At 31.9% G+C, this 13081-nt stretch carries 13 protein-coding genes; 2 read left to right on the top strand and 11 right to left on the bottom strand.

Translation table 11 applies throughout. From position 1 onward, the window contains the following. Positions 1-51 precede the first annotated feature (51 nt). Positions 52-1212, top strand: a complete 1161-nt coding sequence (locus tag ACJ6WR_RS04150; RefSeq protein ID WP_409417132.1) for an MFS transporter — start codon at positions 52-54, stop codon at positions 1210-1212. Positions 1213-1756: 544 nt separating this feature from the next. Here the strand turns inward: ACJ6WR_RS04150 and ACJ6WR_RS04145 are convergent. The 11 genes from ACJ6WR_RS04145 to ACJ6WR_RS04095 all read right to left on the bottom strand — a co-directional run bounded on the left by ACJ6WR_RS04145 (position 1757) and on the right by ACJ6WR_RS04095 (position 12619). Further along, entirely contained in the window at positions 1757-2233 is a 477-nt protein-coding gene (locus ACJ6WR_RS04145) for a DUF6265 family protein (protein ID WP_409417131.1), read from the bottom strand. Between the two features lie 268 nt (positions 2234-2501). Next, positions 2502-4805, bottom strand: coding sequence for a DNA topoisomerase 3 (locus ACJ6WR_RS04140; RefSeq protein WP_409417130.1), 2304 nt, complete (start codon positions 4803-4805; stop codon positions 2502-2504). A 320-nt stretch (positions 4806-5125) separates the two neighbouring features. Beyond that, a complete protein-coding gene (locus tag ACJ6WR_RS04135) occupies positions 5126-5980 on the bottom strand; it encodes an SAM-dependent methyltransferase (RefSeq protein ID WP_409417129.1) in 855 nt (284 codons plus the stop codon). A gap of 217 nt (positions 5981-6197) precedes the next feature. Further along, positions 6198-6929, bottom strand: coding sequence for an XAC2610-related protein (locus ACJ6WR_RS04130; protein ID WP_409417128.1), 732 nt, complete (start codon positions 6927-6929; stop codon positions 6198-6200). 20 nt (positions 6930-6949) lie between these two features. Continuing rightward, complete coding sequence (locus tag ACJ6WR_RS04125) at positions 6950-7435, bottom strand: hypothetical protein (protein WP_409417127.1); 486 nt, start codon at positions 7433-7435, stop codon at positions 6950-6952. A gap of 277 nt (positions 7436-7712) precedes the next feature. Next, on the bottom strand, positions 7713-8792 hold the full coding sequence (locus ACJ6WR_RS04120; protein WP_409417126.1) for an acyltransferase family protein: 1080 nt from the start codon (positions 8790-8792) through the stop codon (positions 7713-7715). A gap of 570 nt (positions 8793-9362) precedes the next feature. Beyond that, a complete protein-coding gene (locus tag ACJ6WR_RS04115) occupies positions 9363-9791 on the bottom strand; it encodes a copper resistance protein NlpE N-terminal domain-containing protein (RefSeq protein WP_039117712.1) in 429 nt (142 codons plus the stop codon). A gap of 201 nt (positions 9792-9992) precedes the next feature. Beyond that, positions 9993-11066: a serine hydrolase domain-containing protein gene (locus tag ACJ6WR_RS04110; protein ID WP_409417125.1), complete on the bottom strand. Its 1074-nt coding sequence runs from the start codon at positions 11064-11066 to the stop codon at positions 9993-9995. A 68-nt stretch (positions 11067-11134) separates the two neighbouring features. Next, a complete protein-coding gene (locus ACJ6WR_RS04105) occupies positions 11135-11572 on the bottom strand; it encodes an ankyrin repeat domain-containing protein (protein ID WP_409417124.1) in 438 nt (145 codons plus the stop codon). Positions 11573-11705: 133 nt separating this feature from the next. Beyond that, positions 11706-12254: a hypothetical protein gene (locus ACJ6WR_RS04100; RefSeq protein WP_039111120.1), complete on the bottom strand. Its 549-nt coding sequence runs from the start codon at positions 12252-12254 to the stop codon at positions 11706-11708. A 119-nt stretch (positions 12255-12373) separates the two neighbouring features. Continuing rightward, positions 12374-12619: a helix-turn-helix domain-containing protein gene (locus tag ACJ6WR_RS04095; RefSeq protein WP_131474437.1), complete on the bottom strand. Its 246-nt coding sequence runs from the start codon at positions 12617-12619 to the stop codon at positions 12374-12376. Positions 12620-12735: 116 nt separating this feature from the next. Here ACJ6WR_RS04095 and ACJ6WR_RS04090 point away from each other — a divergent pair, with 116 nt between their 5' ends. Beyond that, on the top strand, positions 12736-13077 hold the full coding sequence (locus ACJ6WR_RS04090) for a hypothetical protein (protein WP_039111118.1): 342 nt from the start codon (positions 12736-12738) through the stop codon (positions 13075-13077). Positions 13078-13081: the final 4 nt, after the last annotated feature.

Raw genomic sequence — 13081 nt, 5'->3', positions numbered from 1 at the left:
AACACTTAATAAAGCTTAATTTTGCAGCTTTTATAAATTGAAATTTGCAAGATGATTGTATCTTATTTTAAGAAATTACAGAATTCCCCAAAAGGATTTAGACTAGCCAATACCGTATTTTTCTTTGTATCAGGATTCGGATATTCATCTTGGGCGTCTCGTATCCCGAATATAAAAGCACAATTAGGTTTGAGCGAAGCAGAATTTGGAGCTGTTTTATTTGCATTTCCGATAGGCTTAATGTTTACAATGCCATTTACAGGAAAGTTATTAAATAAATACAGTAGTAGGTATTGTATGCTTCTTGGAGCAGTTTTATTTAATATTGTTTTGGCATTACCAGGTTTTAGTGCTTTTGTTTGGCAGTTGGTAATTATCCTATTGATATTTGGAGCTTCGCGAAATATTCTCAATTTATCGATGAATGCGCAAGCTTTAGAAGTTCAGAAACTGTATCCAAAATCGATTATGACACGATTTCATGCTGTGTGGAGTTTGGCAGGATTTGCTGGAGCAGGTTTGGGATATGTTATGGTTGCACAAAATATAGCACCATCATATCATTTACTAGGAATAAGTGTTGCTATGATGGCAATTACAGCCTGTTTTTACCCAATGAGTATTCATACAGAACCTATACCGGATAAAAAGAAATTCTTTTCGATGCCTGATAAAAATTTGATAAAGTTTGCTTTAATCTGTTTTGTTTCGATGGCATGCGAAAATACGATGTATGACTGGAGCGGAATATATTTCCAGAATGTATTACACGCTTCGTCAAAACTTACTACGGCAGCATTTGTGTTTTTTATGACAGCTGTTACTTTAGGTCGTTTTTTTGGAGATTATGCAGTACAAAAACTAGGTGTAAAACGCATCTTGTTTTACAGCGGTATTTTTATCACAATAGGATTTTTAATTTGCTTTTTATTCCCTTTTATTTACCCAACAATATTTGGATATCTCTTAATCGGGATTGGAGTTTCTTGTGTTGTTCCGTTGGTTTTTAGTATTGCCGGACAATCAAAAACCTTGAGTAATGGCTCGGCATTAACCTCTATTTCGACTATTGGATATCTTGGATTTTTAATAGTACCACCAATGGTTGGTTTTATATCCGAATTTCTAAACATGAAATGGGCCTTCTTGATTATGGCTTGTCTGGGAGGACTTATGATTGTTATGGTCAATAAGATCGGGGAGGAGGAGTAGGTTTTTTTTAAGGGACAAAGAGACAAAGGTTCTGAGGTTTTAAGTGAGAAAGGTTTTTTTGAAGCATCAGAGGTACAAAGAATCTAAGCTATTAAACTAGAATATCTTTGAATGCTAACTAACGATTTCAGATTTCGTGTGAATAAATAAAAAAACATCTATTTTAAGAGGGTCACACATCTGAAATCAAAAACCGTTAGTCAAAAATCTTAAATCATTTCTTTAGCGCTTTAACAAGTTCGATGATTCCGTATATAATTAAGTGTAGTATTAGAAATGCTAAACCATAAAATAAGACGGATAAGGAACCCCCATATTTAAAATTATTTTCATCAGAAAAAATATAAATCATGAAAAGGGTATAGACTGAAAAGACTATTAAATTTATCTTGAAGCTTTTCTTTTTGGTTAAGAAGAATCCTAAACTAAAATAAAGAAACACAATAATATAGCTTAAATACAAAAATGAAAATTCGGAGTCAGTTGGAAACATTCAAAATGTATTTATTAATATTGAATTTCAGTTTTTAGAACTTTAAAAGACTTACTTCTTAACCATTACAAACTTTTCTGAAGATAATTTTCCTTGTAGTTTCCCTGAAATTTCTGCTGTTAAAGTATTGTTTGCGTCTTTAGTATAGCTAATTTTTTGTGGATAATCGTGTTTTGGATTTTCGAAAACTAATTCTTTCTCGGTCGAAGTAGTTAATTCAAAAGCGACTGCTTGATCATTATTTTGTCCTTTTACAGTAGCGTTATAAGTTAAGTTTTCCCCTTTTTGTTGTAGTTTAATCGATTCAAAATGAATGGTATCTTTTCCTTTTATAAAATAAGAACTCCCTTGAAAAGTACTATCGTTTACTTTACTCCATGTTTCGGTTAAGGTTCCTTGTGGAGAAACGTTTTCCCATTTTCCGATAAGCCAATCGGCAGTTTTTATTTTTTCTTTTTCTGGAGTTTCAGCATTTTTACAAGAAACAACAGCCAATAAAAGTAGTATGAAAGTAATTTTTTGAGTCATTATATATTTATGTTTGATGTTATTTGGAAGTACTAAAGTATGAAAAAAAAGTTAGCCACAAATTTCACTAATTTATTTTGAAACTTGTCACAGATTTAAAGGATTAAAAAGAATTATTGTTTCACGCAGATTTTGCAGATTAAGGCAAATTTAATTTTGATTTAAAATTACATAAATCTGCTAGTATCTGCTTAAATCTGTAGAATCTGCGTGAAAAAAATCATGACGAAAAAATCTTTTTAATCCTTTAAATCTGTGGCAAAAAAAACTAAACGTTTTCTTGTAAAATAGCGTAAACTAACTCTTTGGTAGGTTTTTGATCTTTTAGTTTTTCTCTAACTACATCAAAAGTTACTTTAAAATCACAACCCAATTTATAATCGCCACAACCATAAGCAGTTTTCCCTTTCATAATTGTTCCTTTTTTGCATTTAGGACATATTAATGAGTCAGGTGTCGCTGCTGAAGCTGCTTTTGGTGTTGCTTTCTTAGGTTCTAGTTTTAGTTTGTAATTTTCCTCAAAACGGATTAAACCTTCTACTATACCAGCATCGGTTTTAAAGCCTTTTATATTTACTGTTGATCCTTTTTGGACTAATCTTAAATATTGGTTCTCGGATATTTTCTTGTCTGCAAAAGTATAAGGCAATACAAAATCACAGCCTGCTTTATAATTGCCACAACCGTAAGCAGATTTTCCTTTTATAAGTGTTGCTTTTTGGCATTTCGGACAGGTTTCTGCCAAGATTCCTGCTGCTTTCTTTTTTTCGACTGTCGCTACTTGTTTTTGAATACTTTGTGCATGCGAAATATTGGCGTGTCTGGTTTCGCTTCGTACTTCATATACCAAGGCTTCTACCATGCGTTTCATATTGATAATAAAAGCACCAGCGGTAAAAGTTCCTTTTTCGATATCTTTCAACTGTTTCTCCCAAGAACCGGTAAGTTCTGCCGATTTTATTAATTCATTCTGAATCGTATCAATAAGCTGAATTCCTGTAGGTGTTGGTAAAACCTGTTTTTTGTTTCGAACAATATACTGACGTTTAAACAGCGTTTCGATAATATTAGCTCGGGTAGATGGACGTCCGATACCGTTTTCTTTCATCAATTCGCGTAAATCTTCATCATCAACCTGTTTTCCTGCGGTTTCCATGGCACGTAATAATGTTGCCTCTGTAAACTGATTGGGTGGTTTGGTTTCTTTTTCTAGAAATGAAGGTTCATGCGGGCCTTTTTCTCCCACAACAAAACTGGGTAATAAATCGGCTTCTTTTTCTTTTGCGTTAGGATCTTCAAAAACAACACGGAATCCTTTTTTTAAGATTTCTTTTCCTGTGGTTTTAAAGTGCACTTCGGCTGCTTTTCCTATTACTGTTGTATTGGCTACCAAACAATCATCATAAAATACGGCAATAAATCGTCTTGTAATAATATCATAGACTTGCTGCTGATTGTATTGTAAATTAGATTGTACGCCAGTTGGGATTATCGCGTGGTGATCCGTTACTTTTTTATCATTGAAAACCTTAGGCGATTTTTTAATCTTTTTTTCTAAAAGAGGTTGGGTCAATACGGCATAATTGCTTAAATTTTGTAGAATACCAGGTACTTTCGGATAAATATCATTTGGTAAAAATGTAGTATCAACTCTGGGATAGGTAACAACTTTTTGCTCGTACAATGTTTGCACAATTTTAAGTGTTTCATCTGCCGAGAATCCAAATTTTGTATTGCAATATACTTGTAAACCTGTTAAATCAAATAGTTTAGGTGCAAATTCGTTTCCGTTCTTTTTTTCAACCGAAACAATTTCAAACTCGCTTTCTTTGACTTTATTGGCTAAGAGTTCTCCATCTTCTTTTTTTAAGAAACGCCCTTCTTCATAGCTAAAAAGAGTTTCTCTATATAAAGTTTGTAGTTCCCAATAGGGTTGAGGTTTAAAATTCTCGATTTCTTTCCAGCGATCTACAACCATTGCCAGTGTTGGTGTTTGTACCCGACCAATAGACAATACTTGTTTGTAACCACCATGTTTTACGGTGTACAAGCGAGTAGCATTCATACCCAATAACCAATCGCCAATAGCTCTGGAAAATCCGGCATAAAATAAATTATCGTAGTTGGCAGATGGTTTTAAGTTTTCAAAACCTTCTTTTATGGCTTCGGTTGTTAAGGACGATATCCATAAGCGTTGTACTTCGCCTTTATAGTTGGCTTCATTCATCACCCAACGCTGAATGAGTTCTCCTTCTTGTCCAGCATCCCCGCAGTTTATAACTACTTCGGCTTTGTCAAATAAACTTTTTACAATCTTAAATTGTTTCTGGATTCCTGAATTTTCCACCACTTTGGTTTCAAATTTCTCGGGAAGCATAGGCAGGTTGTTCAAATCCCAGCTTTTCCAGTGTGGTTTGTAATCGTTAGGTTCTTTTAAGGTACATAAATGCCCAAAAGTGTAAGTTACGGCATATCCGTTGCCTTCATAATACCCATCGTGTTTGGTATTGGCTCCTAAAACGGATGCGATTTCGCGCGCTACACTTGGTTTTTCAGCAATACATACCTTCATTTTTCTCCTTCTTATTTGAGGGCAAAATTAACGATTTTTTATAAGAAAGGGGCAAAGGTTCTTAGGAACAAAGGCACAAAGATTCTTTTTAAATATCGTAGAGGTGCAATTTTTTTGTTTCACGCAGATTGTTAAAAGATTAGAGCAGATTTACTCTGTGAAGACATGGATTAATTACGGATTTTTATCTAATCATCATTAAATCCGTTTTTATCCGCGTTTTCGTGAAAGCGAATCTGTTTAATCCGCGTTCCATTTTATACGTAACAATTTGTAAATAGGCGTCGGACTTCGAAAAGCATTTATTGCACAAAAAAATATTAAGCATTTTTCTTTTCTGCCATAACGAGATAGTATCCCCATTTACCATTTTCGTAGGCTTTCTTTTGGGCAATACCAGTCTTATAATGCACCTTTGAAAAGTGACTTACTTTTTTGAATAAATTATATATTTTGGATGCTACCATACCAGCCAATGAAAGGGAATACAGTCTTTCGACAGATTTTTTAACATCTTTTGTTACGTCGTTTATTTGAGGAGTTTCAAAGTTATGATCCTGTGCTAGTTTGGTTAATTCTTCGAGAGATAATATATCCGAAATTGCCCAGCCATTAAGCATTATTTGCATATCAATTTCTTGGTCGATATCATACGGATACGGTTTAAATGTATCGGCAAACAAGATTTTCCCACCTGGTTTTAAGATTCGTTGCATTTCTTTAAAGAAAAGTTGTTTGTCAAAAGAAGAACCAAAACTTTCCATTGCCCATATTTTATCAAAGGATTGATCTGCAAAACCAGTTTCAAGATAATTTAGCTGATAAAAAGATACTAATTGGTCAACAGAATTTTCTATTGCCAGTTTTTTTGCTGTAGCAACTTGTTTTGCGCTTAATGTTACACCAGTAACTTGGCATCCTACTTTTTTTGAAAGATATATGGCTGATCCGCCAATGCCACAACCACAATCTAATACAGAATCTGATGGTTTGATTTCGCCAAATTTCATGAGTAAAAAGTTGGTATTGATTATCGATTCATGAAGTGTTTTGGTCGATTTGTCCCATATGCCGTAATGAAGTCCCATTGATTTTTCTAGTTCCCAATGCAATTTATAGTGAACTTCTGTTTGGTCGTAATAATTTTCGATGTCTTTACTGGTAAATGTTTTCATTATTTAGTGGGGTATTAATTACTGAATAAATTGAACTGAAGTTTACGCTAATAAGTGTGGTATTACTCTTTATAAAAAGAATGCATTATTCTATCAAATATAGAAATTAATAACGAAAATATTGATGGGAATGGATGGTTTTTATGTCTTTATTTTGTTTTAACTTATTTGTTTGTAGGTGTTTAGTTTTTGTGTTGCTGGAAAGTAGAGTGGTTTTTTATTCAAACTTCTTGTAGTTTTTATTCCAATAGTTCTCTATATAATCCCATTTGTCGCTGTAATAACCAGGTTTTCTTTTTTCAGAGAAAATTCTTTTTCTCGAATCTCCTTTTGTTTTATAAATGAATATGCCATTTTCTTTTTCTTCTTCACATCCAATTCCTTCAATTTCTCCTATCTTGATTACTTTAAAGTTTTCAATCTTAAATAATTCACTTCCCCAGTTTATATCAGCACAGCCGCTTCGATGGTAAGAATACCAATATTTTGTGTTCTTGATTTTAGTTGGATTTGGATAATTAGAAAAGTCTTCGACTGCTTTAAAAATTTTATTGTTTTTGTCATAGAAAATCAACTCACTAACTCCACCAACATTAGTGATTTGGTCAAGTCTTATATCTAATATGCCATTATTATCAAAATCTTCAAAGTTAAAACCATTTGTAGCATAAGTATCATGCACATAAATGGTATCCTTTTTACTATTTAATATAGAAAGGTTCATTTGTTTATCGTCTCTTGGGTCATTTTGGATAACAATAAACTTTAGCAAATCAATTTTTAGCGTATCAATTAGTACCGGATATGTTTCATGCGTAGAATCTGGTTTTCTTTCAGCCACATTTTTTATCGGTTTACTATCTAATTTTTGAAAGGCTTTATTAGCTTGCTTATTTTGATGGCAAGATGCTAATATGAATAAAATAAGGACGCTATATATCTTTATCATTTCTAGATTATAATGGTTTGTTATGCTTTAATTTTTTCAAGTTGTTCAATGTCTAATACGTCACTCAATTTATTTAGGCTTGATTTAGAAAATCTTCTGAAAGCTAATTCAATAAAAAAATATCGAATCATAATTACTTGAAGAATAGCGACGACGACAAAAACGATTGTGAATTTTTCTTCATTAAATATAATTTGAGAAATTATACCTAAAAAAGGAAAGCATAAAAATATACTTAATATAATTTGGAAGGCTTTATTTATTTCTACATGTACTTGTCCGTTTTGATTCTTAATTTCTCCCGTTAAAACACAAAAAGCGCCTCTTCCAATTTCTGATGAGATTATTCTAAATGTATTATTTTTAACGATTCCTCGAAATGATTTATCGGTTATTTTTGAAGTCAAGCTTTCAGAAAATTCTGTTCTTCGTTGTAAACGATCAAGAGCATTAGTTTCTTCTCCAATTATTTTGAAAGTGTAATCGCTTGTTGGAAATAGTTTCATTTTTTTATTTATAATTGAGTTTAGCATTGTGATGTTTTCGCGAAGGCGAAAAGCCTCAAAGTTTTTAGAAATTGTTTTATCCTGTCTTGACGTTTTGGTATGTTCTGCCGGCAATATTGCAAAAAATATTCTGATGAAAATCGAAGACCTAGCCCTGATGGGAACGGCATCCTTTTTCTGGCTTCTTTAGCCAGGAAAAGATACAGTGGACGACAGGAAATAGCTCCTTAAGGTTTTAAAAGTGAGAACGTTTTAATTTAACAATCGGTTTCTAAAATTACTCTTTTTTTCTTCTATCTGTTAGATATTTTCGAACCGGAATATCATATAAAACCATTGTAAGGTAGGCGATACCCACCAGAAGAATTGTTCCTATGATTATAATAAAAGTAAGTTGGCTTGTATCTGGTTTGTATTTTGTGTAATAGCCTGCAAACATCCACATTACGGCATAATGCGTCATGTATAAAGGATATGATATTTTCCCGAAGAAGATACATAGTTTTTTGAATACTGGTGCCAGCGTTGCTCCAGCTCCTAATACGATTAATAAAGGGAAATAGAGTAATACAACGATAGGTTCTGTAAGCCAATTCCAGCTTGAAAACGGTACTAAAAAGGCTAGAAGTAGTAATACGGATAAACCGATGAATCCTAGTTTTGATTTAATAATCCAATTAGAACGATAAATAAGCATTCCTGCCAAAAAGGAATATGAAATACGAGCACATCCATCCCAAAAGTTTTCTCCGCTCCATCCGCCCATTAACGAACCTCCCGCACGATGACTGACAAAACAGATTCCTGCTGCGGCAAAAATGGTTAGTAAAAACAGGGAACGACGGCTTAATTTATAAAGGAAAAGAGCATATAGAATATTGGCTACATATTCCCAAAACAGAGACCAACCTGGTGCATTTAAACCAAATAGATTAAAATAACGATCTGCCATTACGGGGAAAGGAATTAGGAAAACGGAAGCCAGAAATATCAAAATCAGTTTGCCTGTTTCGTAGGTTCCAGATTGACTGCCAAAAGGGTCGAAAAGGAAAGCCAAGAATCCTAACACTGAACCAAAAATAACCAAAGGATGTAACCTGATAAGTCTTAATGTGAAAAAATCGGTAATTTTCATTTTATCAATTCGGTCATGATACGCATAAGCAATAACAAACCCAGAGAGACAAAAGAAAAAATCGACGGCTAGAAATCCGTGAGCGATGAAGTTTTCGTTGGGAGGATAAACTATTTCCATAAAATGAAAAATTACTATTGCCACTGCGGCTATTCCTCTTAATCCATCAAGGATTTCAAAATGTTGTTTTGGTTTTAAAACGTTGGTTTCTGGTTTTGTCATGGTTAGTAGTGTGGTATTTTAATATGTGGTTTATTATTTTATATGTGGCGTGTATAATTTTTACGGGTCAAATTTAATGTTTTTTCTTACGGTTAAGTGATTGCTTATAGTTTATTACCAAAGAGGTAAGGAACTTGGTTTTATGTGTTAAAGGACTCTAATTTATTAAGTACCGCCAAAGAATAAAGGGTATTGTTCCTTTTGTTTCTTTGATTTTATCCTATTTTGGTCATAGCCCACGGTTTCAACCGTGCGGTACGAATTGTGGAAATGCATTGCGCTCCAACGGTTGAAACCGTTGGCAATGTTTATAAAATGTTATTAGTGTTTACAATCTGTGTTTTTGGTTTGATTTGCATTGTTTGTTTAAGTTTCCTCATATCAAAAAGTCAAGATTGTGTATGGTTATATTAAAGAGCGTAAGGAAATTTCGAAAGAAAGTTCCTTACGCTCTTAGTTTTTTGGTTGGTTTTTAATTTTTAGGCTAGCGCCAATTAGGAAATATACAAAAGCTTTTATACTGAAAACTTTCTCAAAAACGAAAATATTGCAATAAAGATTGATGCTGTATTATACTTTAAAAACATCAAGTTTTTTGATCCAGAAAATTCCTGATTCTAGAAACGTAAGTTTTGTTTTAATTACCTGATCTGTTTTATCTTTAGGATTTTTGGATGTAAATCTAGCTTTAGAATTATTAAAATCTAATGTATATTTTTCATCAAAGTCTTCTTTTTTATCTGAAGAAAAAGTGATTACATTGTCTTTTGCATTCCATTTTCCTTTTCCGTATTTATCTACTTCAGGAGGATTTCCGCCTTTAATTTTTGAATAGGAATGAAACAAGAAAGTTCCGTCTTGATTTAAGGTTAGTTTATATTCAATTTCATGTTTTCCTTCTTCACTAAGTGTGCGATTATAATCGCCAACGAACGGAGTCGATTGTGCGAATAATGTCAGGTTGAAAATTAAAAGTAAGGTGGTAATTAATAGTTTCATTGATTTGGTTTTATTGGTGTTAAAAATGGATTGTTTATGTTGTCGTATTATTTTGATTTGGTGTTAATAAATAAAAAAAAAGCCTATTTTAAGAGGTTTCATATATCTGAAATCAAAAATCGTTAGTCAAAAATCTTAAATCATTTTAAAATTATTGCTTAGCTTAATGACTGCTCACGCCAAGAGTCATCATTATGTCCTTTATTTTTTATCCGTTAGATATAAATTTGAAATATCTTCTATAAAACGTTGTGGATGTCCTCCTTGTAAATTGGTCAAAATAACTACTGAAACATCATCTTTTGGATAAATATACAAAGCGTTTCTAGCACCGCCTAAAGCAGTAATTACAGGATTTTTATCTCTAAAATTAGTGTCAAAACCAATAGCGGTTCCGTTGGTAGAATCGGCTGAACCTGGTTTTTTTCCGTTGTTCAATAGAGTAGGAGTCCAAAGTGTTTTTAGGGTTTCGGCTTTAAGTAAAGTGTTGCTTTGTAAAGCAATAACCCATTTTGCCATTTCGCTAGCGGTAGAATATATACTTGCTGCTGGATATAAATTTGTTGGTATTACTTCGTAAACATTGGTTAAACTTCCATTTCTAAAATAAGAATAAGGTCTGGCTGAGTGATTCACTATTTTATAATAATCTCCTAAACCAGCTTTGATGGTATTTTTCATACCTGCTTTTTCAAATTGATTTTCTACAAGGAATTGCTCATACGATTTTCCGCTTATTTTTTCGATAATCATTCCAAGCAGCATGTAATTTGTTTGATTGTATCTTCGATCTTCTCCGGGCTGAAAAACCACAGGTAATTCTGTTATCTTTTTGAATAAAGTTTTACTGTCTTCAGACAACATATGTTCTGGTGATTCCCAAATATCAGGAACTCCAGATGTGTGGGTTGCTATTTGTTTTACCGTAATGTTTTTCCAGGAGTTTGGCAGACTGTCCAGATATTTAGAAATAGGATCTTCTAGTTTTAATTTACCCTTTTCTACCAATTGCATAATGGCAACACCCGTAAATGCTTTCGCCATCGAATTAATGCTAAAAACAGTTTTATTGTCAACACGAATGGAATCCTGAATACTGGCTAAACCATAATGATTTTTTTTAACGATTTTATTGTTTTTGATTATTGCCAATTGTAAACCCACAATTTTATTTTTTTGCATTAGCTCTTTTATTGCAAGATCAACCTCGTCTGATTGGGAATGAATGGAATTGCTAAGGGCAAAAAATGATAGTAAAAACAGTTTTTTTTTCATGGTTTTGGTTGGTTTATTTGGTTAGTTTTTTATGGTTTTAAAAACTGATTGTTTACGGAGGGAAGAAACTATTTTAGAAGTTGAATTATTTCGTTATTCTTTGTTTCTTCTGCGGCTTTTAAAGCTGTCATTCCGTTATTATCTTTGATGTTTTTATCGGCACCTTTATTTAATAATAACTTTGTTAGCTCTATGTTTTGGTTTGCTGCTGCCCACATTAAACAAGACATTTTAAAACCATCTGTTTTATTGATATCAGCACCATTTTCTATCAAGAATTTTGAGATTTCATACTCATCATTCATTACAGCTTGCATTAATACAGGGATATAAAAAGATTCGTTTATTTTTCGGATATAATTAGCTTGCGATTTATCTTTTTCGATAATAGTTTTCACAGCATCTAAATTATGGTCAAAAATGGCTTTAAAAAGTTTTTCTCCTGATTCCTGAGAATATGTGCTTATTGAAAATCCTAATAAAAATAAAAGTAATAATTTCTTCATCGAAATGGTTTTTGTGAGGTTTGTAAAGTGTTGGTTAATGTTTGGTTTCTTGGTTATTATTTGTGAATCATTACATGGAGTGAAAGACTTTATAAATCAAGATTAAAATAGGATATCTGAGTATATTACATCATTATTGTTCTTTTTTATTTGTTAAATTAAATACTAATGTGTCAGTTATAATACTTTTTGTCCAGCCAATATTTTCGTTTGGATTTCGTTCTGTCACAATTATTTCTAATTTATTTGGCAAATTTTCAAAATGCATCTCTTTTTTATTTTCATTAAGTCCAAATGATCTTTTACCAAATTTATCTTCTGTTAAAGGCATTAAATTAAAAATGAAATCTTTATTAGTTTTTTTGAATTCAAGAATCACATTATATCCTTCGATTTTTTCGCGTTTAGGAGATTTGCAATCATCAGTATTTATTAGCCAAGATTGTTCAATCCAAACATTTGTTATGATAATTTTTTCGTTGTAGTTTTTTAGTTTGATTGTATCTAATGTAGGTTTATAATTACCAATGTAAAATCCAGATTCTTTTGAAAATTTAATATTTTCGGATGTCTTAGGGCAATTTTTGCATTTAATTTCGCATTTACATAGAAAATCAGTGACGTAATTATAAGCAATTACAATTATTAACAATCCTAAAATGATTCCTATGATTTTTTTCATTGATTTTTTTCAAAAATGTGATTACTTACAAAGATTGATTTTTTCTCTTTATAAATGTTAAAAAGCTACAAAAATATTTTCTTGTAGCTTTTATTTTATCAGATTGAAAGAAGTCTGTATTATTTAGGTTGTAAATCTTTAATTAAATCGCTTGGATCTATTTTTAAAGATTGAGCAATTTTAAACAAAGTACTTATTTTCATTTCTTGAGAACCTTTGATGTACTTTCTTAAGTTTTCTACATCCAGTTCGGCATCATGAGCAACCTCTCTTTGTTTGAGTTGATTGTCTTCTATTATATTTTTTATTCTGATTCCTAATTGTATTACAACTTCAGGAACCTCACTTTTTCTTGTTCTTTTCATGAAGATGAAATTACAAGTAATAGATTGTTTTTGTTTGATTGTAAAAAATCGATTGTTTGCAACCGAATATTTTGTAGTTTTGTTTTTCAATTAGTAAAACATAATCCAATTCAATAATGGAAATAGAACATAAAGAATCAGCCGCAGAATTGTTAGAATTAATGAATAAAGGAAAATATTTCACAAAACTAAAACCAGAGAACAGTATTGATAACTCGTTTAGTGTAACACTAAAAGTATCTTGTTATGATGAACTTAATCTAATGGTTTCTGATTTGCTTAAAGCAAGTATTTTGATACTTAAAACGGAGAATTTGTCAAATCTTACAACTAATGCTGATATTAATGTAATGACTTTGCTTGAAATTGCTTTGCAACTTCTGCCAGAGGAAGAAATGGAGTTATTGGATGATTTGCATAAGATTCATTTGAAGTCTAATGTAACCTTCTCTAAATGATTTT

It is taken from the genome of Flavobacterium sp. PS2, assembly GCF_046250155.1.
Taxonomy (GTDB): Bacteria; Bacteroidota; Bacteroidia; order Flavobacteriales; family Flavobacteriaceae; genus Flavobacterium.
Note: the sequence above shows the minus strand (reverse complement) of the source record. Positions and strands in the feature narration are given on the sequence as shown.

What these genes read in the sequence shown, in the direction of transcription:
- ACJ6WR_RS04110 (WP_409417125.1), bottom strand. Translation starts at nt 11,066, where the DNA reads ATGAAAAAAAAACTGTTTTTACTATCATTTTTTGCCCTTAGCAATTCC.
- ACJ6WR_RS04130 (WP_409417128.1), bottom strand. Translation starts at nt 6,929, where the DNA reads ATGATAAAGATATATAGCGTCCTTATTTTATTCATATTAGCATCTTGC.
- ACJ6WR_RS04125 (WP_409417127.1), bottom strand. Translation starts at nt 7,435, where the DNA reads ATGAAACTATTTCCAACAAGCGATTACACTTTCAAAATAATTGGAGAA.
- ACJ6WR_RS04100 (WP_039111120.1), bottom strand. Translation starts at nt 12,254, where the DNA reads ATGAAAAAAATCATAGGAATCATTTTAGGATTGTTAATAATTGTAATT.
- ACJ6WR_RS04115 (WP_039117712.1), bottom strand. Translation starts at nt 9,791, where the DNA reads ATGAAACTATTAATTACCACCTTACTTTTAATTTTCAACCTGACATTA.
- ACJ6WR_RS04140 (WP_409417130.1), bottom strand. Translation starts at nt 4,805, where the DNA reads ATGAAGGTATGTATTGCTGAAAAACCAAGTGTAGCGCGCGAAATCGCA.
- ACJ6WR_RS04105 (WP_409417124.1), bottom strand. Translation starts at nt 11,572, where the DNA reads ATGAAGAAATTATTACTTTTATTTTTATTAGGATTTTCAATAAGCACA.
- ACJ6WR_RS04090 (WP_039111118.1), top strand. Translation starts at nt 12,736, where the DNA reads ATGGAAATAGAACATAAAGAATCAGCCGCAGAATTGTTAGAATTAATG.
- ACJ6WR_RS04135 (WP_409417129.1), bottom strand. Translation starts at nt 5,980, where the DNA reads ATGAAAACATTTACCAGTAAAGACATCGAAAATTATTACGACCAAACA.
- ACJ6WR_RS04150 (WP_409417132.1), top strand. Translation starts at nt 52, where the DNA reads ATGATTGTATCTTATTTTAAGAAATTACAGAATTCCCCAAAAGGATTT.
- ACJ6WR_RS04145 (WP_409417131.1), bottom strand. Translation starts at nt 2,233, where the DNA reads ATGACTCAAAAAATTACTTTCATACTACTTTTATTGGCTGTTGTTTCT.
- ACJ6WR_RS04095 (WP_131474437.1), bottom strand. Translation starts at nt 12,619, where the DNA reads ATGAAAAGAACAAGAAAAAGTGAGGTTCCTGAAGTTGTAATACAATTA.
- ACJ6WR_RS04120 (WP_409417126.1), bottom strand. Translation starts at nt 8,792, where the DNA reads ATGACAAAACCAGAAACCAACGTTTTAAAACCAAAACAACATTTTGAA.